Annotated in this window: 14 protein-coding genes; 3 read left to right on the top strand and 11 right to left on the bottom strand. The window is 53.8% G+C overall.

Annotated elements, in window-relative coordinates; all coding sequences use genetic code 11:
- Positions 1–72: 72 nt before the first annotated feature.
- The gene (locus G491_RS33315) at positions 73–879 is read left to right on the top strand and encodes a methyltransferase domain-containing protein (RefSeq protein ID WP_051327003.1); all 807 of its coding nucleotides are present in this window, start codon (positions 73–75) and stop codon (positions 877–879) included.
- Positions 880–1181: 302 nt separating this feature from the next.
- Here the strand turns inward: G491_RS33315 and G491_RS0103310 are convergent, their stop codons facing one another.
- The 6 genes from G491_RS0103310 to G491_RS0103285 all read right to left on the bottom strand — a co-directional run bounded on the left by G491_RS0103310 (position 1182) and on the right by G491_RS0103285 (position 13747).
- Positions 1182–2669 carry an amidohydrolase family protein gene (locus tag G491_RS0103310; RefSeq protein ID WP_028313565.1) on the bottom strand — a complete coding sequence of 496 codons (1488 nt, stop codon included), beginning with the start codon at positions 2667–2669 and terminating at the stop codon, positions 1182–1184.
- Positions 2670–2699: 30 nt separating this feature from the next.
- Positions 2700–5084: a clostripain-related cysteine peptidase gene (locus tag G491_RS0103305; protein WP_248635307.1), complete on the bottom strand. Its 2385-nt coding sequence runs from the start codon at positions 5082–5084 to the stop codon at positions 2700–2702.
- 94 nt (positions 5085–5178) lie between these two features.
- Positions 5179–7641 carry a clostripain-related cysteine peptidase gene (locus tag G491_RS0103300; protein WP_028313563.1) on the bottom strand — a complete coding sequence of 821 codons (2463 nt, stop codon included), beginning with the start codon at positions 7639–7641 and terminating at the stop codon, positions 5179–5181.
- A gap of 41 nt (positions 7642–7682) precedes the next feature.
- Positions 7683–10091 (bottom strand): clostripain-related cysteine peptidase, encoded by a 2409-nt coding sequence (locus tag G491_RS0103295; protein ID WP_248635305.1) that lies wholly within the window; start codon positions 10089–10091, stop codon positions 7683–7685.
- Positions 10092–10334: 243 nt separating this feature from the next.
- Positions 10335–11888 carry a thiamine pyrophosphate-binding protein gene (locus G491_RS0103290; protein ID WP_028313561.1) on the bottom strand — a complete coding sequence of 518 codons (1554 nt, stop codon included), beginning with the start codon at positions 11886–11888 and terminating at the stop codon, positions 10335–10337.
- Between the two features lie 2 nt (positions 11889–11890).
- Entirely contained in the window at positions 11891–13747 is a 1857-nt protein-coding gene (locus G491_RS0103285; protein ID WP_028313560.1) for a thiamine pyrophosphate-binding protein, read from the bottom strand.
- A 315-nt stretch (positions 13748–14062) separates the two neighbouring features.
- On the opposite strand from G491_RS0103285, the gene G491_RS33310 reads away from it, so the two are divergent.
- A complete protein-coding gene (locus tag G491_RS33310; RefSeq protein ID WP_051327002.1) occupies positions 14063–16492 on the top strand; it encodes a cache domain-containing protein in 2430 nt (809 codons plus the stop codon).
- A gap of 6 nt (positions 16493–16498) precedes the next feature.
- Here G491_RS33310 and G491_RS0103275 read toward each other — a convergent pair whose 3' ends face one another.
- Positions 16499–16945, bottom strand: a complete 447-nt coding sequence (locus tag G491_RS0103275) for a GNAT family N-acetyltransferase (protein ID WP_248635303.1) — start codon at positions 16943–16945, stop codon at positions 16499–16501.
- A 116-nt stretch (positions 16946–17061) separates the two neighbouring features.
- Here G491_RS0103275 and G491_RS0103270 point away from each other — a divergent pair, with 116 nt between their 5' ends.
- Positions 17062–17661 carry a DJ-1/PfpI family protein gene (locus tag G491_RS0103270; protein ID WP_028313558.1) on the top strand — a complete coding sequence of 200 codons (600 nt, stop codon included), beginning with the start codon at positions 17062–17064 and terminating at the stop codon, positions 17659–17661.
- On the opposite strand, the gene G491_RS29245 is transcribed toward G491_RS0103270, so the two are convergent.
- The 4 genes from G491_RS29245 to G491_RS29235 all read right to left on the bottom strand — a co-directional run bounded on the left by G491_RS29245 (position 17656) and on the right by G491_RS29235 (position 20680).
- Entirely contained in the window at positions 17656–18168 is a 513-nt protein-coding gene (locus G491_RS29245; RefSeq protein ID WP_051327001.1) for a DUF6125 family protein, read from the bottom strand. The two genes, G491_RS0103270 and G491_RS29245, sit on opposite strands and share 6 nt — an antisense overlap.
- The gene (locus G491_RS29240; protein ID WP_051327000.1) at positions 18146–18790 is read right to left on the bottom strand and encodes a TetR/AcrR family transcriptional regulator; all 645 of its coding nucleotides are present in this window, start codon (positions 18788–18790) and stop codon (positions 18146–18148) included. The genes G491_RS29245 and G491_RS29240 overlap by 23 nt, the downstream gene beginning before the upstream one ends.
- A gap of 214 nt (positions 18791–19004) precedes the next feature.
- Positions 19005–19448 (bottom strand): DUF3783 domain-containing protein, encoded by a 444-nt coding sequence (locus G491_RS0103255; protein WP_028313557.1) that lies wholly within the window; start codon positions 19446–19448, stop codon positions 19005–19007.
- Positions 19449–19516: 68 nt separating this feature from the next.
- Positions 19517–20680: an OmpA family protein gene (locus tag G491_RS29235; protein WP_051326999.1), complete on the bottom strand. Its 1164-nt coding sequence runs from the start codon at positions 20678–20680 to the stop codon at positions 19517–19519.
- Positions 20681–20757 lie beyond the last annotated feature (77 nt).

The following is a 20757-nucleotide window of genomic DNA, read 5'->3' as shown; positions in this document are numbered from 1 at the left end:
CAAGCCGCAGATTCACCCGGAAGGCCGCCTGCCTTCCGGGTTTTTTCATTTTTATCGGAAATAGGAGGGGGTATGGAAAGGATTACGGAAAACCTGGTTCGTTGTCCTTCGTGCAAGGGGGGCTATTGTTCCGTCAATCGGGACGAAAAGGACTTTTTCACCTGCAAGGTATGCGGCGAGCGATACCCTATCAGGGACGGGTTCGCGGATTTGGTCCCGGAGCTCCATTTGAGTAAAACCGCGGCCCAGTTTTTTATGGAGTCGCCCGCCATCGTCAACATCTACGAAAGCCGGTTATGGCGCAAAAGCCTGGCTGCGGCCATAATCCTGGGGATTTCCTTTAACAAGGAAGCGAAGCTCATATCCGGGGCGGCCAACATAGCCAACGCCGACTCGGTGCTGGACCTGGCTTGCGGTCCGGGCATCTATACGCGGGCCTTCGCAAGGACCATGGGCAAGGGCAGGGTTGTGGGCCTGGATCTCTCCGCTCCCATGCTGCGCTGGGGCGCCGCCCGGGCGAAAAAGCAGGGCCTGGACAACGTGGTTTATGTTCGGGCCAGTGCGTTGGACCTGCCCTTTGAAGATGAGAGTTTTGAAGCGGTCAATTGCTGCGGGGCGTTGCACTTGTTCCCGGACCCGGACAAGGCTTTGGAGGAGGTCGGCCGGGTTTTAGCGCCCGGAGGCTGCTTTACCGTGGCGGCGGTCCGCAGGGGACATGGATTGCTGGGGGCCGTCAGGGAAAAGTATACACGCAGCATGGGCTTTCGGGGATTTACCTCCGATGCGCTGTCCCAAACCTTGGAGCGGAAGGGTTTTTCAGGAATTCATTGCCATCATGACGCCCGGCGGTGGATTATCATGAGCGCCGTCAAACAATAAAAAAACCGGTCAATCCACTTTGGTTTAACCAATGGGGATTGACCGGAGAATATTTTGCCGTAATCAGGACAAAGGAATCCCGGCTTGTTATCGCCCGGATTCCAAAAGCAAAGACCTCGAACACCCTCTTGTAAAGCGTGGACAAAGTATAAAGTATCCCGAGTATCCTTGGCAATTAAAAAATTGAGGCCCCGGTATGAAAAAACTCACACCAGACATCTGCATGAAACAATGAAATAAACACGGCTGAAAAGGGGCGTCTCCGGGCAAGGGAGGCGCCCTTTTTTGGGCTTTGTGGAATCTTATGCCTGAAAAACCACCCTGCCCGCCTGCAAAACCATGGAAGGCTTGAGGGCGTTTGAGGCTGTTTTCAGAGGATTATCTGGGAAAACCGCCAAGTCAGCAATTTTGGGGCTTTCCACGGTTCCCAGATCGTTTTCCATGCCAATAATGTGGGCGTTGTTTATGGTCGCCATTTTCAGGATGTCTGCGGTTTGCAACCCAGCCTCTTCCAAAAGGACCATTTCAAACCCGAGGTTTCCGGGAAAGACGAACGGCACGCCGCCGTCGTTTCCGCAGCCCATTTTGACCCCCGCTTCATACAGAGCCCTGATATTGGCCACGCCCTGGTTGGCGTATGCATTGAATATGGAAGGGCACAGCCAAGGGATGAGGTGATGCTTTTCGTAGGAGTCGGGATCGGAAAACTTGCGGCAAAAATCCATGCCGCCCTCTACGAACACGGGTTCGCAGAATTCACCCAAAAAGCCCTGCAAGGTGTCGCTTCTCAGGTTATTGTAAAAGGCTGTGCTTTCCGTACCCCAGTTTTCGTCCCCCCTTACGGGGAAAACGTAACCGTAAGGAATGCTGATTGTCGGGACGACATAAGTCCCTTGGGAGATAAGTTTCTCCAAGGCTTCGTCCGGGACGGGGGCGTCGCACACCATGTGCTCCAGGGTGTTCACCCCGCCGTACAGGCCTTTGCCCAGGCCGCCGATCTCCATATGATGCATGGCTACCGGCAGGCCGCATTTGGCTGCTTCGTCGCAGACGGCGGCAACCATTTCCTTGTCCATGAGGGGCAGGTCGTTGCAGGGCAGCAGGAGCTTGGTTTCCTGCTGGAACAGTTTGATTGCGTCGGCGCCTCCGGCGGCTGAGGATCGCACGGCCTTTCTGGCTTCCTTGATGCTGCCCACGTTGTGCCAGGATTCCCAGGTGGAGAAATTGGTGAGCATGTCCCCGTAGCCGTTGTTAATGTCTATGGCCACGGATCTCATAATCCGGGGGCCGGCGATTTTGCCCCTGTCCATGCGTTCCTGGAGCCATTGGACGCCGGAAACCCAATCCGCCACGGAAAGCATATCCCTGACCGTGGTGACTCCATGCTTGATGCATTCCTCGGCGTTTCTTTCCACCTGGCGTTTGTACGAAAACAAAGCCGCCGGACTGACGGCGATGCTGCAAGGCGCCGTCATGTGGCAGTGTGCATTGATGAGCCCGGGCATGACGTAGCCGCCTTGCAGGTCAATTTCCTTGTCCGCCTGCACGGAAGGCCAGTCTTCCTTGGTGTACAGTTCGGCGATGCGTCCCTGCTGAATCAGGATGCAGTTTTCCCGGCGGATCGTCCCGGTTTGAACGTCCACTATGGAAAGATTGGTCAAGGCCAGTTTTTCGTCCGGCTTCACCAGGGCTTCGGGCAATTGGTAGCGATTGGTGGTTGATGCGCAGGATCCCAGCAGTAAGGCGCTGCTGACGGCCGAAGATACGGCCAGAAATTGACGGCGATTCATTTTTCCCCTCCGTAAAAGATTAAACCCTCCCTATCTGGATTCGCCCTCAATTTGCAAAATATACAGGGCTTCGTCAAGCCCGATTTGCTGCAGTGCGTCAATTGCGGCGCTTTTATCCAAGCCTACGGGCTCTAAGCCCGCAACAACCTGCAGGCATACTATGGCGTCAGCCAGGCTAAGGGCGCCGTCTGCATTGGCGTCCCCGTGACACACCCCGGTTTCGCAATCGCCCAGGCTCACCCAGTCCGTCTCTACATATTCGGAGTTTCTGGCTTTGACGCGGAAGGTATAAGCGTTTTTGGTCGCAAGTCCGCTGCTGGTCCATTGGGCGTCCGCGGTCCAGCCCGAGGCTTCTCCAGTGGTTATGTTTTCGCAAAAATACTCCGTGCCTTCCGGGTTGCCCCCTGTGTCCCAGGCGGCCTCAATTTTGTCGCAGCCTTTTGGTTGCAAGGCGCCTGCTCCCGGCGCCAGAGCCAGGGTGACTGCGCAAGCCTCAGCGATCGTTTCAGTCGGGTTTCCTGCCCCGTCATAAGCGTAGACCGTGTAGCAGTATTGATGGTTGGGCTCCAGGCCGTCATCCGTATAGGCCGTGGACTCGTATCGGCTGTCCGAATCGTTTCCGCCCGTCCCGCCGGTGGGGCTTTGGGTGAACGAAAATTGATAATAGACGGGGTTTTCCCATTGATCGACAGCGGAAAAGGACTCCATGGCAATGGATGACTCGTTGACAGCGTAGGGGGCCTTTGCCCATTCCAAAGAATTTTCCGCAGCAGGAGGCGTTGAGTCCAATAACAGACGAACGGTTTGGTTCCATGAAAGGTCCGTAAAACTCAATACCTGGGGATAGGTGTAACTGTGATCCCAGTAATCCGGAGGAGGCAAATAGATTGTCAGTCCCCGCATGCTGGTTTTGTCCGTGTATTTGTAACTGCCGTAATAGCCGTCATGGACGAAATAGTTGACGCAAGCGGCTCCAAGCACCTGGCTTTCCAAATCCGCCGCTGCGGAAATCACTTGAGCGTCCGAGATTTCCTGTTGGGCGTGGTAAGCCAGGGAGCCCAGGTCCAAATAGAGGGGGCCCTGGATCATATTTTCGGTTGCAAGGTAGAAATCGGCCCTTTCAGCAAAAGGGATTAGGTCCATTTTTTCCAGCAGGACGGAGGAGAAGTTTTCCAGGGCGCTGAAAAAAGGCGCCATAAGGGTCAGGTCCCAGGCGGAAAGGGTTGCCATGTAGTCGTATGAGCCGTAAAAATTCTCGTAAGAGTCGACAAGCGCCGAAGCAAGGGATCGGGCGTCGGGAGCATTGTCCGCCGTTAGCCTCTGGCCTATATCCGCGTAATCAAAGCCTTTGGCGCTGACGTTGTCGCCTGACGCCACGAAATAGCGGGCGACATTCCTCAACTCGTAAGCCACTTCCACCATGCCCATGAGGCAGGCGTCCATGGCGACGACATCCACGGTCAGCCCTGTCCCTTCAATGGCGCCGGAAACTTCGGTCAGGCTCAGGCTGTCGCTGCCGGAGGTGTTGTCGTAGCTTATCGCCTTAACGGGGAAAGTTTTCTCATCCTCCCCTGCGGGCGGAGCCGTTGACTTTTTGGAAGCCAATCGGGCTGCCACGTGGGGCGGCAAGGGCAGCTCCATTTCCGCGCCGGTGAAAGGGGCGTCCCGTTCCTCCGCTGGCAAAGACTTGTATTCTCCCTGCCAACCGCTGCCGTGATCCCAAAGCACCAGCACCGAATGCTCCGCGGGAAAATCCGTAAAGGCGGTTTCCGCAAATGCTTGCAAGGTGGATTGGTCGCCCATGTTTTGCTCCCCCCAATCCTGATACAAATACACGTCCGAGCGCACCGTGTCGGGGGTGACGACATACATCCTGGTTCCGAACCAATTGTCATGGGTCCAGTCATAGCCGTTGATTCTATCGAATAGAACGATGAAGTTTATGTACTCGTTGGTTCCCTGCGGATGCAGTTCGTCGTAAAAATCTTCAATGGCATAGGGCTCCAGATTATTGTCCCCGTTTAAAAACAAAGCAAAGGTGACTCCGGCCAGATTGGCTGTCAGCGTTTTTTGAATGGAGGCAGGGTCAAAAGAGGCGTCGCCGTCAAAACGGGCGCGAATGGGATAATCGCCTTCCGGGAATGCGGAATCCACATAATAGAAGGTTTTTGCTACGCCTAAGTAGTCCGTTGGATAGCCGCCGTCATCTTCGTTAATTATACGCCATGCGCCGTCATAATAGATATCAAAATAGATTGCGGCGTTATAGATGGGATCGCCCGACGCATCGACCAATTTGGCTTCCAATAGGACGGGCATACCCAGGTTGGATTGCTTGTCTTTAAAATGGGAGACGGAAAACTGGCAGGGCGCTGCCGCCCATGAAGAAAGCGGAAGGGCAAGGCAAATTGTCAAGATTGCAATCAGGAATAAGGGACTGCGTATGGCCGAACATACGGCCGGTAATAGAAGGCGATTCATTTTTCCCCTCAGTAATATTAATTCCGCTTTATCTGAATTCGCTCTCAATTTGCAAAATATACAGGGCTTCGTCAAGCCCAACTTGTAATTCGGCGTCGATTGCCGTGTTTTTATCCATGCCTTCCGGCGTCAGGCCCGCCGCAACCTGCAGGCACAGGATGGCGTCGGCGACGTCTATCCGATAATCTTTGTTGACATTGCCGGGGCATGTCCCCAGGCAGGCGTTGCCCAAAGATTTCCATTCCGTCTCCACACCATCCAAATTTTTCGCCTTAACCCGGAATTTGTAAAATTGATCCGATGCAAGTCCGGAATTGGACCATTGAGTCTGCGTTATCCAGCCCGAAACATCGCCGGTTCCAATATTTTCGCAATAATATTCGGTGTGATCCGGGTTGCCGTTCGGGGACCAGACAACCAGGATTTCATTTTCATTGGTTGCGGAAAAATCCCCCGGGCCCGGCGTCCGGGCCAGAGTGACCGCATACGCACCGTCTATTCTGTCTGTTCTGTGTCCGGCGCCGTCATGAGCGAAAGCAGTATACAGGTACTCATGGTTGGGCTCCAGGCCGTCGTCCGTATACACGGTGGATGTGTACCGGTTGCCCGACCAGGTGGCGCCTGTTCCACCTGTAATGCTATATGGCTCGAACTGGTAGTAGACGGTATTATCCAGGTAATAAGTTTGCCCGTTATAGGTAATGACGAATTGATCCGTTGCGGAAAAGATTTCCATGGTAATTGCCGACTCGCTAAGGGCGCTGGGCGCCCTGACCCATTCCACCGGACCATCGGGAGAAGGAGGAGTATGATCATAGTCCAACCTGATGAATTTGTTCCAGGATTGGCTGGCGAAGCTGAGCGCCCTTTCATCTACGTAATGGGGATTAAACTCCAATGGAGGGGGCCAATAGATTGACAGGCCGGTCATGGCAGTCATGTCTGAGTACGGTCGCGTATAACCGGTTCGAATGGTGGAGCTGTGCAGCCAATAGTTAACCCGGGCGGCGCCTTCTAACTCGTTTTTCAAGGCCAGGGCGGCGTCACAGACCATATGATTCGGCATTTCCTCTTGTATATGATGGGCAAGCGATCCCAAATCGTAGCAGTGCGAGTCATCAATCAATGATGTGGCTTCGCGCGTGGCTGCTGTAAAATAAATATCACGAATGCTGTGCATATGCGCCAGAAACGTCGTGGACAGATTCTCCAAAGCCGAAAACACCGACGCCATTTCTTTGAGATCCCATGCCGACAGAGTGCATTGATAAATATAGTCCGAGTAAAAGTTGCCGTAAGACTCCACCATTTGGTAGGCCATATCTCGGGCCGTGGAGCAGTTTCCCATGGCAATCCTGTTTCCCAGGTCGTCATAGTCAAAACCATCCAGGGGAACGGTTTCCATCGAACCCACAAAAAAATTGGCTACGTCCTTAACTTCATAGGCGACTTCCACGGACCCCATCAGGCAAGCGTCCATTGCCAGGACATCCACGATGACCCCCGCTTGCTTTAGCGCTCCGGACAGTTCGGTCAGTCCTAAGTAGTCATTTGCCGGATAGTCATAGCTCACTCCCTTAACCGCCATGTCCTCCTCAGCAGCCATTGAGGCGACGGCCTTTTTGGAGGCAAGGCGGGCGGCTGTTTGATGGGGAATGGGGAGTTCCACATGCGCGCCTATAGTGATCGCGTTGGCGTTATCCTTGGTCAGGGTTTTGGTTTCCGGCTGGCTATACCATCCATTTCCATGGTCCCAAATGACCAACACGTTGTTTTGTGCGGGAAAGTCCTTAAAAGCGGTTTCCGTAAAGGCTTGCAGAGTGGATTGGTCGCCCATATTCTGCTCTCCCCATTCCTGGTAAAGATAGGTCTGGGAAGCGACGGATTCCGGGGTGACGATGAACATTCTGGTTCCATCCCAATATCCGTCATCAACGTAAACTCTCCCATAACCATCGAATAAAACAATGAAATTAACATTATTATTTACGCCATGGGGGTATAGCTCGGTATAAAAATCATCCATGGCATGGGGCTCCAGATCATTATCTCCGTTTAAATACAGGGCGAAGGTAATTTCCGCCTTATTGGTCGTGAGAGTCTGATCCAGAACCGCGCTGTCTGACTTGGCGTCGCCGTCAAAACGGGCGCGGATTTGATGGCTTCCTACGGAGAGCGTCGGGTCCACATAATAATAAACGTTGGCCGCGCCGGTGGAGTCCGTTATGCAGCCGCCGTCATCCCCATTGATTACATGCCAGGCTCCGTCATGATAAATGTCAAAATAAACTATCGCTTCCGGAATGGGATCGCCCGAGGCGTCCACCAATTGCGCCTTCAGAAGGACGGGCATACCCAGGTTGGATTGCTTGGCCGTAAAATAGGCGCCGGAAAACTGGGCCGTTGCGGCCGCCCAGGAAGAAGAGATTATGGCAAAGAAAAAAATCGGAATTAAGATCAGCGGAAGTCGAGCCGGAAAAATTTTAAACAAAGCTGCGTTCCTTTGCAATTAATTAACTGAAAAAAATCTCCTTATCTAAGTTCGCTGTTAATTTGCAAAATATACAGGGCTTCGTCAAGCCCAACTTGTAATTCGGCGTCAATTGCCTTGCTTTTATCTATGCCTTCCGGGGCCAAACCCGCCGCAACCTGCAGGCACAGAATGGCGTCGGCGATGTTAACGACGCCGTCTGTGTTAATGTCTCCCGCGCACGGACCTAATTCAAAATCTCCCAGACTCACCCAATCGGTCTCTATATTTTCCGAATTTCTGGCTTTGACTCGGAATGAATAGGTCGCGTTTATTGCCAGACCGGCGCTTACCCACTCTGCATCCGTAATCCAGCCTGAGTTATTTCCCGTGGTCATATTCTCGCAATAGTATTCCGTACCGGCAGGATTATTTCCCGGGTCCCAGGCTGCGAGGACCTGATTACAATTTTTGCGGGTCAGGCTTATTGCTGCGGGCGCCTGGGCTAAGGTTACGGCGCAGGCCTCGCCGGTGGCGTCGGTTTCATTCCCTGCTCCGTCGTGGGCGTAAACCGTGTAGCAGTATTGGTGGTTGGGCTCCAGGCCTTCATCCGAATAAACAGTGGATTCGTAGCGATTGTCAGAATCGCTTCCGCCCGAACCGCCCGTGGGGCTTTGGGTGAATGTGAACTGGTAATACACCGTGTTGTCGAGATAATAAGTTTGTCGGTTATAGGTAACGACAAATTGGTCCGTGCCAGTAAAGGACTCCATGGAAATGGATGAATCACTCAACGCATGGGGCGTCTGCACCCATTGCACCGTGCCTGTAGGAGCCGTACTATCATAAATCAGTCTGATGACCTTGTTCCATGATTGATTGGCAAAACTGAGGGCGTTTTCATCCACATAGTTGGGATTAAAATTGCTTGTCAGGGGCCAATACAATGACAGGCCGGTCATTCCGGTCATGTCCGAATAGATTTTTCCCCACCGGGTTCCGCTTTGAATCCAATAATTGACCCGAGCCACCCCTTTTATCTGGGATTCCAAGGCCTGGGCGGCGGCGGCAACCTGGGTGTCCGATATTTCCTGTTGTATATGGTAGGCAAGCGACCCGAGGTCGTAGCAGGATGTGTCATCAATTAAGTCTTCGGCGGCGGACCTGAGCGCTGTACTTTCTCCATAAGGAATTTGCTCCAATTGCGCCAGAAAGGCCGTGGACAGATTTTCCAAGGCCGAAAACAAGGACGCCATTTCCGTGAGATCCCACGCTGACAAAGTTGCGTTATAAGTATCCCCTAAATAATAGTTTTTGTAAGACGCCACCATTTGGTAGGCCATGTCCCGGGCGGTGGAAGCGCTCCCTGAGTCAATCCTGTCACCCAGGTCGTCATAGTCAAATCCCGCTACGGAAATGGTTTCCGCCGAAGCCACAAAAAAATTTGCAACGTCTTTGAGTTCATAGGCTACTTCCACGGTTCCCATCAGGCACGCGTCTATTGCCAGAACATCCACGATGACGCCTGCTTGCTCCAATGCACCGGACAATTCGGTCAGCCCGAGGTAGTCCCCTGCTGACGAGTCGTCATAGCTGACGCCTTTATATTCCCTGTTTTTTTCAGCGGCATCAAAGACGGCGGCTTTTTTAGAGGATAACCGGGCGGCGACTTGTGAAGGAATAGGGAGTTCCACGTGCGTTCCTTGAGTGGCCGTGCTGGTGTCATCCGCAGTCAGGGTCTTTGATTCCGGCTCACTATACCAGCCGTTTCCATGATCCCAAATCACAAGCACATTATTTTCAGCGGGAAAGTCCGTGAAGGCGGTTTCTACAAAATTCTGCAAGGTGGATTGGGCGCCCATGTTTTGCTCGCCCCAATCCTGATACGGATAAGTCCCCGCCGCCACGGCTTCCGGGGTGACGATGAACATCCTGGTTCCGGTCCAATATTCGCCGTTGTAGTAAACGCTTCCATCGCCATCGAATAAGACAATGTAATTCACGTCTTCGTTCGTTCCATGGGGATACAGTTCGTTGTAAAAGTCATCTATGGCGTAGGACTCCAGATTGTTATCTCCGTTTAAATATAAGGCGAAGGTAATTCCGGCTTCATTGGTCTCAAGGGTTTGCTCAAGAACCGTGCTTTCCGACTTTGTATTGCCGTCAAAACGGGCGCGGATTTGATAGTCGCCAGCGGAGAGAGTCGGGTCCACATAATAATAAACGCTGGCCGCGCCGGTGGAGTCGGTAATGTAGCCGCCGTCGTCCTCGTTGATTACATGCCAGGCGCCGTCATGATAAATGTCAAAATAGATTGTCGCTTCAGGAATGGGATCGCCCGAGGCGTCCACCAGTTGGGCTTTCAGGAGGACGGGCATGCCCAGGTTGGATTGCTTGGCGGTGAAATACAAGCCTGAGAATTGCGCTTCGTCCGCCCTGGCGGAAAGAGGAAAGCCAAGGAAAATGGTCAAAATTACGATCAGCGGGAATCGAGCAAAACAGTATTTTAACAAAGCTACCGTCCTGTAGTGATTTAATAAATGTCAGCCCCTAATTGCTACTGTCGGCATCTGCGCCTTGATGGTAACACGAAGCGCATGCCTCCCCAATTCCCCCAATCGTATAATAGTGCATAAATAAGATTTAGTCCATACTTGAGAAAAATTACTAAAAGACCGGGGCTTTCCGGCAGATGCTGATCCTGCGCCAAGAGATTAAACCAGCACCGCCCCTGCTTGCCCCTTATGCCTCAACACGTTGGCCATGCTTATTTTTTCCCCCGTCCTGTGGACGTGGCAGCCAAAGCCTTGCAACACCTTTTCCAGGTCCGCGGCGTCATCCGGGCCAGGAGCTTTGTCCACGCAAAGTATGGTTATGCCGACGCCCAACTCCTCCGCGGGTTGAAGCTCCCGGAGATGATGAAACAAGGATTCCTTGTCGCACAAAAGAATTACGGAGCGATCCGGGTTTCCCAGCGCGGCGCCGATGGCGAAGGGAAGGCCTGCGCCCGCCGTCGCCCCCTGGCTCATGACGTGCCCGCCTGCATGTTTGCGGCTTTTCAGAAAAGCAGGGGCAATAGCCGCCGGCGCTCCGTCCGCCACCAAAATACAGTCCTTAAGAGAGTCTCCGTCCAGCAATTCAAAGGCGGTTTGCGTGCGTTCATCCGCTGACTTCAAAATTTGCTGCGCTGCGGCTTCGCCGGTTTTGAGGGCTTTGTTTTTCCACGCCACAGGCTTGCGGCCTTTGCGTTGAGCCAACGCCTCGGCCAGGCGATTAAGCGCGGATTCGGGATCGGCGAACACCGGGACCGCCGTTTCTTGGCCCAGCATGGCGTCCGGGTCGGTCTCCACTTGAATCATCGTCGCATTTTGGGCGATTTTCAGGATTTGTTGCGATTCGGGGTCAAGGCCGACTATCAGCAGGCAGTCGGCCTGCTCCAGGATTTTTTCTCCTGCTTCCGAGTTGGCAAAGCTCCCGGCATCCCCAACAAAAAAGGAGTCCTCCGCGTCAAAAGCTCCTGCGGAAAGACGGGTTCCTAAAAAAGGAATCTCCAGCTTTTCCAGGCATGCTTTAATCTGGGGGAACCTGCCGGCCCGGCCCATTCCCTGGCCGATAAGGGCTATAGGCCTTTTCGCCTGGCTAAGAAGGTCGCATGCTTTTTCCAGGGACGGGGCGTCGCCCGGAATCGGTCCGATATACCGGGACTGATGGGGCGGCGGCAGCAGGCGGTTTTTCCGTTGAGAGGTCAGAAAACGGTGCTTGAACAGCACGTCCACGGGGATGTCCAGGTGGACGGGGCCGGGCGCTCCGGACGCGGCTTCGCGAAAGGCCCGGTTGATTAGTTGAGGAATCCGCTCCCAGTGATAGATGATGGCGTTGAATTTGGTAATGGGGGAAAACAAAAGGTCCTGCTCGCAGGCCTGGAGGTTTTCCTGGTTGGGCTTCATTTTGTAACTTTGAACCTGGGGCGCAATGGAGATCACGGGCAGGTAGTCAAGCCAGGCTTTTAGGAGCCCGCCCACTTCGTAAACCACGCCGGCGCCCACCGTGCACATGGCGACGGCGGGCAGGCCTGTCGTGACCGTATATCCGCAAGCCATAAGGGCCGTGGACATCTCGGATCGGGGCGTAATGACGTCAATGGAGGGGTTTTTGCCTATGGCGTCGTAGATGGTTCCCATTTGTCCGCCGATAATGGAAAAAACGTATCGCACGCCCTGATCCACAAGGGATTTAACAACTATTTCTCCGCCGGTGGTTATCTTCATGATTACACCCGCCTTTTCGCCATGGGGTTGAAGCCTACAAGCGCCTTTCGGACGTAGGACGCCTGGTGCAAGGCGCGGCTCAGGCCCATGTCCCTTCCTTTCCAAAGGCTTTTGACCAGTTTGACGGGATTGATCTGCGCCCCCTCGAACTCCACCATGGCGAAGCTCAAAAGGCTGTCCGGCAGGTTTTTACAATCCGTCACGCAATCGATCAGGGCCGGGCCGCCGGATTGAACCGCCCGCTCATAGGCCGGGGCCAGCTGGTCCGCGGACTTGACCCTTTCCGAATGCAGGCCGAAGCCCGCCGCAATCCTGGCGTAATCGATGTCCGGCAGGCAGGTTCCCACATAATTGCATTCAAACAGGGAATCCTGGAGGGCCTTGATCATGTTCCACGAAGAGTCGTTGTTGACCACAATGGTGATGGGCAGGTTCAGGCGCTTGATGGTTTCCAGTTCGCTGACAGCGTAGAGGCAGGAGCCGTCCCCGGTGATGAGCATCACCCTTTTTTCCGGCGCAGCCAGGGCCACGCCAATGGCGTAGGGAAGCCCTCCGCCCAGGGCCGCCATGCCAAAGGGAAAGAACGTCTGGCGGGGGCTCATGCCCGGTCCGTACATGGCCGCGTACAACGGCGTGTTGCCGCCGTCGATGACCATGACCAGGTTTTCTTTTTCCACTATCTTGCCCATTTCAAGGGCCAGGAGTCCCTGGTGCAGGGCGCCCCAGGGGCGGCTTGCGAAATTGTGCAGCCTGGTTTTACGCCCCCGTTTCAGGTTGGATAGAAAAAGCCTCCAGTTCGTCCACTCGTCCGGAGCGACAAAGGACGAAGCCTCCAGCATGTCCGCCATTTGCGCCAGGACTGTCTTGACGTCGCCCAGAACCGGAATTTCCGGGCTTATGTTAAGACCTATCTGATTGGGATTGTTATCCACATGGATGAATTTGATTTTTTGGGACCACAGCGGCGGCAGGCCGAATCCTTCCAGGCCGGAAAAACTGCAGCCCAGGGCAAGAACCACATCCGCCTGTTTGATGGCTGCGTGGAAAGCCTCTCCCGCGGTATAGCTGGGCCCGCCCAGGCAATAGGCATGATCGGCCGGAATGGCGCCGATTCCCGCCATGCTGGTGCAGCCGGGGACGCCGTACCGCTCCATGAATTGCACAACATCCAGGCTGGCGCCGGAGGCTTTGACTCCCCCGCCCGCCATGATCAGGGGCTTGCGGGCCGTTTGCAACAGCTTTACGGCCTGAGCCAGGGCGCTTTCAGCTCCCTCCGTGCGTAAGTGCGTAAGTTTTCGGTGCGCTACAGGGCCTTCCTGAGGCAGGCCGGGAATTTCATCTTCAATTTCCCGCTCTAAAAGCCCGGCTTCGATGTCCAGGTGAACAGGCCCCCGGCGGCTTCCCTGACTGTAGGTTACGGCGTCCTGAAAGGCTTTGGGGGCATCGGCCAGGGAGGAAACGCGTTTTCTCCACACCGTAACCGGTTCAAAAACCCGGTTGGCGTCATAAGCCCAACGGTTCACCCCTTTATTTGCATCTGGCCGCTGGTCTTCGCACAAACTGATGGAAATAAGGGGAATCTTATCAGCCCAGGCGTTGGTGACGCCGGCGATTTGGCACAGGCTGCGGCCGTGGCATTCCGTCAAAACCGCGGCGAACCGCCCTGACCTGCGGATATACCCGTCCGCCATCATGGCGGCCGCGGTTTCATCCCTGGCATGAATCACGGTCATGCCGTCAATGCTGGCCAGGCTTTTTACTACCGGTTGCAGCCTGGGCGCGGCAACCGTGAATACAAAACCGATTCCGGCGCCGGCGATGCTGCGCGCCAGGACCTGGCTTCCTGATAGAGTCTTCATTAAAGGCGCCTCATAAGTCTTTTTATTTCAAATTGTTGTGAAAACAGTTTTACGATTGTGATTGTCAAGGCCGTTTGACAAGCGTTGATGCAAATGGTTTCTCCGGTCAAACCCATAATCTGATTTGCCCAATCTATCAAGTTATTGTGAACCAATTACCGCAAGAATGCGGAAAGATTTCATTTTGGGTCCGCTATTATCAAGCGGTTTTTTTAACGGGCTGCAAATCCTGCCGTCAAAGGCGGTAAACGGGCATGGATATTGCTTCTCAATACCCTGGAAAACGGCGGTTTTAATTTGTATGAGGAAATTTAATTGAACAAAAATATAGGTTCGGGGCAAAAATTGGTGCGGGTGCTGCAAATAGGATTTCTTGCGCCCACCATCATTGCAATTATAATTGTTGGATATGCTTGGGTATCCCATCAGTATGACATGTTTAATGAAAAGGCTTTGGACCTGAAAACGCACCTGAATAGTCTGTACATGGAGCGGGTCAAAGAGGAGGTGGAGAACAGCCTTGAATATGTCGACTATGCAAAATCTCAGACAAAGGACCGATTAAAAGCATACATCAAAGACAGGACATATGAGGCGATCGCCAGCGCTGATTATATCTTTCGCCAAAATGCTGACAAACCCCTGGAAGAAAAGGCAAAAAAAATTATCGATTCGCTTAAGCCGCTTCGGTTTAAAGACGGCCGAGGATATTACTTCGCCGTGGACTCCCAGGGAATAGCGCGCCTGTTGCCGGCAATGGAGGAACTGGAAGGTGAATATATTGGAGATCTTACGACTCAAGAGGGTACGAAAACCGTATGGCGTATAATCGAAGAGGTCAGTCGGGAAGGGGAGGGCTATTTCGAGTACTCCGCTACCAAACCGGGTTTTGCAGGCGTCAATCATCACAAAATCTCTTTTATAAAATATTATCCCCCATTGGATTGGTATATGGGCGCCGGGGAATACCTGGATGATGTGGAGAATGAAATTAAGGATGAAGTATTAAGTCGTTTGGATACGGTCCATTTCGGCCAGGACGGATATATTTTCGCTGCAACATACGATGGGGTTTCACTGCTGGGTCCGGCCAAAGGGAAAAACGTCCTTAAAGATGAAAATCACTGGGGCCGTGAAACCGTAGAAAAAATGATATCCACAGCCAAAGCTGGCGGCGGGTTTGTGGAGTATTCCGTACCAAACCCAAATGGGAGCGGGCCCATTGAGAAGATTAGCTACGTTAGGGAGGCGTCCGGTTGGGATTGGTATATCGGGGCAGGCATGAACCGCCCTGAGATTGAAAAGGAACTGGCCGTCAAAATCGTTGCTCTGAAAAAAATCGCCAATAGAAACGTTGCAACAATAGTTCTGGTTCTATTCCTGGCTTGCATGGTCATCCTGACGATTAGTTATGTGCTGGGAAAGGGCCTGGAAAAAAGTTTTTTGGAGTTTGAGGGCTTTTTTAGAGAGGCCGCCCACCAGGACATTCTCATAGATTTGCAACGGATCCATTTTCAGGATTTTGCCAACCTGGCCGCATCGGCCAATGAAATGATAACAAAAAAGCGCCTGGCCGAAAACGAAGCCAGAATCGCCAGGCTCTACCTCCAAGACCTTATCAATTCCATGCCCTCCATTATCATTGGAGTGGAAAAAGAAGGCCGGGTGCATTCATGGAACAGCAAGGCGGAACAGGCCGCCGGCGTGACCTCCTCAGAGGCTTTAGGCCAAATGCTTGACCAGGTCTTCCCGAATTTCGCCCAGTATATGGGGCATTTGAAAAGCGCCATCCAGGATCGGCGCATCCGCCACGAAGAGAAAGTCGCCATGATTATGGACGGCCGGGTTCATTTTTGGGACCTGACTATCTATCCCTTGATGAGCGGGGAAATGGAAGGCGCCGTGGTGAAAATGGACGATGTGACGGAGCGGGTTCGCTGGGAGGAATTGATGATTCAGACCGAAAAAATGGTCTCATTGGGAGGGCTTGCCGCAGGCATGGCCCATGAGATCAATAATCCTCTGGCCGTCCTCATGCAAAATTCGGAAGTGATAATCCACCGGATGACGGGCGATAATCCGGCCAGTGAAAAAGCCGCCCGGGAATGCGGAACCACGATGGACGGCATCCGGGTCTTCATGGAGAACCGGGGCGTTGTGCGCATGCTCAAAGCCGTGCGCGAGGCCGGGGGGCGTATTTCGGCCATAGTCAGCAATATGCTTGATTTTGCAGGGAATCAGGATAGCGGCTTTTTCCCGCAGAATATCGCAAGGCTGCTTGATAAGACCATTGAACTGGCTTCCAGCGATTATAACCTCCATCGGCGGTTTGACTTTAAAAGCATATCCATAATCAAGGAATACGACGCAGCGCTCCCGGGAGTCCCCTGCGACCCCTCAAGGATTCAGCAGGTGGTTTTCAGCCTGCTGCAAAATGCGGCCCAGGCCTTGAATGACGTGGAAGACCCTTCGATCATCCCTTCCATTACCATTAAGACTTCCCTGCAAGGCCCATTGGCGCGCATTGAAATTTGCGACAACGGCCCGGGCATGGACGAGGAAACCCGCAAACGGGCTTTTGAGCCCTTTTTCACGACGAAAACCGTGGGAAAAGGCACGGGCCTGGGGCTTTCAGTGGCCTATTTTTTAATCACCGAATTTCATGCCGGAAAAATGCAGGTGCAGTCCGAGCCGGGTCAAGGGACCTGTTTTATGATCGATCTGCCCCTGGAGCTTCACAATTAAAAAGGCCTATCGCCTCTTTATCATGAATTCGCTGCGGATGAATCCAAACTGCTCGTACAGCCCGTGGGCGTCTTTGGTTTTCAGGATATGCGTTAATTCTGCGATTTGGGGGTGCTCCATGGCCGCCGCCACAACTTTTTTTCCCAATCCGCGGCCGCGGTGGCTTTGTTCAATGATTACGTCGGCCAGAAACGCCGTCGTGGCCCCGTCCGTCACCGCCCTGGCAAAGCCCACCTGCTCGCCGTCCAGATAAACGCCGAAGCACAGGGAGTTTTCAATGCTTTTTTGAACGGTCTCCAGGCTTCTGTCCGCAGCCCAATACGAAGTGCGCAAAAAACCGTGCACTGCAGCAGGGTTGATTAAAGACTTGTCATCCGAAATGACGTAATCAAGATGCTTCCATTCCATAACCACGCCCGTTGTGCGGCCCAGGCCGCCCTCAAAGTATTGCATCCAAACTGTTTACACCGGTTTTCAAATACAGAGCGCCCGTGATATACAGGCTTGTCAGCCGGATCTTAAAAAAAGTATATCCGGGAATCCCCCAATATTCAAGGAGTCTTGCCCATATGAAAAAAGTCCTGTTGTTTTTGGCCCAAGGGTTTGAAGAATACGAGGCCGCCGTGTTCACGGACGTTTTGGGGTGGAGCCGGGTTGTGGGCGACGTCCCGGTGGAGGTGGTCACGGCCGGACTCCGGCCGGAAATTCAATGCACCTGGAGCTTGATCGTCAAGCCCCAGGCGCAGTTAAAGGATCTGGATCTTGCGGAGTTCGACGCCCTGGCGATCCCGGGCGGCTTTCAGCGCGCCGGGTTTTATGAAGACGCCTACCACGAGGACTTTCTGGAGGCCGTCCGCCATTTTGACAAAACCGGAAAGCCCATCGCCGCCATTTGCGTGGGCGCCATGCCGGTGGGGAAAAGCGGCGTGCTGAATGGGCGGAAAGCCACGACCTATCATCTGGTAAACGGCCGAAGGCGCAAGCAGCTCGCCGAGTTCGGCGCTGTGGTTTTGGATCAACACGTGGTCGTGGATCGCAATATCATCACGTCCACCGGCCCCGCGACCGGCCTGGAAGTCGCATTCACCCTCCTGGAGATGCTGACCACCCGGGAAAACGTGGAAAAGGTCCAGGAGGCCATGGCTATAATCGACCCCAACCCCTTATAATTCCAGCTTATACTCCCGGAAGCAGGGCTTGCCCTGGTGACGCAGGCAGCCGTGCACCTCGGGAGTGACGGTGTATTTGATTCCCAATCCCTTAAGCCAGGCCTCCACACGGTAGAATATGCCGCAGTCGTAATCGTCCAGGGCGCCCAATCGTTTAATGCCCTTGTAGGCGAAGCACCCGTTGTCGGGCTCTTCCCACCGGATGATATCGGCTCCGGGATAAATGCGCTTGAACTGCATGAAATCCGCTCCAATCAGGTCGAATCCGCCCTCGATGAATTCCCGCAGTTGCTCGTAAGCGGTCACCTCTTCCATGCCCAAAGCCTTTTTAAGGCGAGGAACCTCAAAAGCGCTCATGGCGAGAATCGCCTGCCTGTTCAGATCGCTGGCCGCCTTGGCGCCGTATTTTTGAAGGACGCTGGCGAACCAGCTCCCGTCGTGGGTCATCCAGCCCATGCACAAAAGTTCCCTCAATTCCTTCTTATCAATGGTATCCAGCCTGCTCATGTCTCCCTCCTTGCTTGTGCTGCGCCTTCATAGCCTGCCAGGCCCCATGGCCGATAAGCTCCTTGGCCTGTTCTATTTCCGTGTAGGCTATTCCCTGCACCCAAAGCCGGGTGAACTCCTGGCAGGGCCCCAAAATAATGGAAATCCCCACGTCCCTGGGGATAGGTCGCAAGCGCCCCACAGCCATGTATTTGTCGAGAAATAATCCGATAACCGGGATGAAATCCTGATTGGACATTTCAATACGGGCTTCGGAATCCTGCATAAAGTCCGCATGGCGCATATTCAGCAGAAATTTCGCCCAGGCGGGATTGGAGGCGATCCAGTCAAGATGCCGGCCGACCATCCCCCGCACGCCTTCCTCGGCGCCCGGCCCGCTTTCCAAAAAGGCGATCATCCCTTCCTGATAATCCTTCAGGCCTTCCATGTAGACCGCCGCCGCCAGCAATTCCTTGCTTTTAAAATGGTGATACACGCTGCCGTAGGACGCCCCGGACCGCTGCCGGATCTCCTGCATGGTCGCGTCCGTAAAGCCTTTTTCATTGAAGATTTCCAAGGCCGCCAGAATAATCCGCCGTTTTCTTTTAGGCGTTGCTTTATTGGGTTTTCTTGTGGTCGCCATGTTTCCCCGTTCAAGAGTTTTATTAGATTTATAATCTAAACTAAAAATCTAATCAAGGCAAAAAGGCAGACGAGACGCTCCGTAACTTAGCCTGATTTTTGGCTACGGCATTGAACTGCTTGATTTTTAAAGGGAAATAATAATGAAGGAAGAGGCGGCGGGAAACTCCTTTTATGAAAAAAGAGTTTTCCCCCGGATTTTTTTTACAGCGGTTTTATTGCTGCTGCTGCTGCTGCTGTTGCTGTTTGAGCATGGCCATGTATTCGGATTGCAGCTCCCGGATGAGGGCGCGCAGGGTCCATGTTTCGGACGTGGGGGTGAGCGCGGCCCACAGTTGGCGGGGCAGGCCCAGGGTTTTCCAACCGTTCATGATGAGTTTGAGCTCTTTTTCCGTGATTCCGCTCATGATAACGGCGGGGGGCATTTTTCCCTCCTGGCCTTTTTGGCGGCCGTCAGGAAGGGCGACCAGTTCGGAGAGGAGCGTATCTCCGTCTTCGGGGGTGCAGAAGACCACGGGCGTATGCGCCTTCACCTCGGTTTTCAACATGTTCAGGAAGGCCTTCTGGGCGTCTGCGGAATAGCCGCAGACCAAAAGGGTTCTTGGGCCGTACATGGGTTGATCCGAGTCCGCGACCCGGGTCATGGTATTGTCTGACATCCGGTTTCTCCCAAAAAATCCGGGGAAGCCCGCAGATACAGGCTCCCCCGGAACGTTTATAAAAGTTGTTATTTTACTTCGCGAACTTCCACCCGGCGGTTCCGGCGCATGTTGGCTTCGGAATCATTGGGAACGATGGGCTTGGTAAAGCCCCATCCTTTGGTGGAAAGGCGGCCGGCGTCCACGCCTTTGTCCACCAGGATTTTTTTGACGGATTCCGCACGGCGTTCGGAAAGGCCCTGGTTGTAGTCCTTGGCGCCGCGATTGTCCGCGTGGCCCTGGAGTTCAATTTTCATTCCGGGGTTATTGTTCAGAATCGGAATCACCTTGTATACCAGAGGCAGATACTCGGGCTTGACGTCGGCTTTGTTCGTATCAAAGGTCAGGCCCATGATTTCCCAACAGCCGTTTTCATTGACCGCGGCGCCTTTGGGGGTGAAGGGGCAGCGATCTTTGAAATTAGGAACGCCGTCGCCGTCAACGTCATTATTGGGCTTGGGCGGAACCGCTTTGGGCTGGTTGTAGAAAACCTGGTTGACGAATTGGGTCATGCCTGCGCCGGAGCAGAGGTCTTTGGCGTTAAAGGCTGCGTCGCAGCCGCCGATTTTGGCGATGCCGCTCAAAATTTCCTTGCCCGAGGCGTCAGCGCCCACGGCGATGGTTGCAATGCAGAGCTTTCCGCCCAGGCGATCCTTCAGCTTCCTGGCCGCCTTGACAGCATCGTCGCTGGGGTGTCCGTCCGAAAGGATGATAAGGGCGGTCCGGCCGGACGTGGAGCACAGGTCCTTGTCGGCTTCCGTGATGGCCAATCCCATGGGGCTGGGTCCGTTGGGTCCCCACAAGGGCATGACGGCGTTAGCGAATTCCGTCGAGGAATATGTGGCGAATCCGTACTGCAGGTCGGTCTGGGGGCCGGAAGGCACGGCGTTCAGTCCGTAGGTTCTAAGGCCTGCTTTGAGGTCCAGGTTGGCGACGGCCTGGTTCATGAACAGGACGATTTTTTTGGCGCAGGTGAATTTTTTCAAGCCTCCATAAGATCCTGCCATGGACTCGGAGCCATCCAAAATCACGTAAAAAGAGTCAACTTTCGGGGTTTGGCCTGGAAAGCTGAACTCAAAGTTTTGGTCCGCGGCAATAGGGCAGGCGGGTTTGGGGCCTGTCGCACAACCAAAGGCGGCGGCCGCAATAGCAACAAGTAGAACGAGTTTGACAAACAGTCCGCGTTTCATCATGATTTCCTCCTTGGGGGGGTGAAAGCAAAAAATCGGGAACCTCATTGTTGAAACATCACATTGAAAAGCAAGTTTAT

This window comes from Desulfatibacillum aliphaticivorans DSM 15576 (assembly GCF_000429905.1).
In the GTDB taxonomy this organism is placed as follows: Bacteria; Desulfobacterota; Desulfobacteria; order Desulfobacterales; family Desulfatibacillaceae; genus Desulfatibacillum; species Desulfatibacillum aliphaticivorans.
This window is presented reverse-complemented; position numbering and strand designations above follow the sequence as displayed.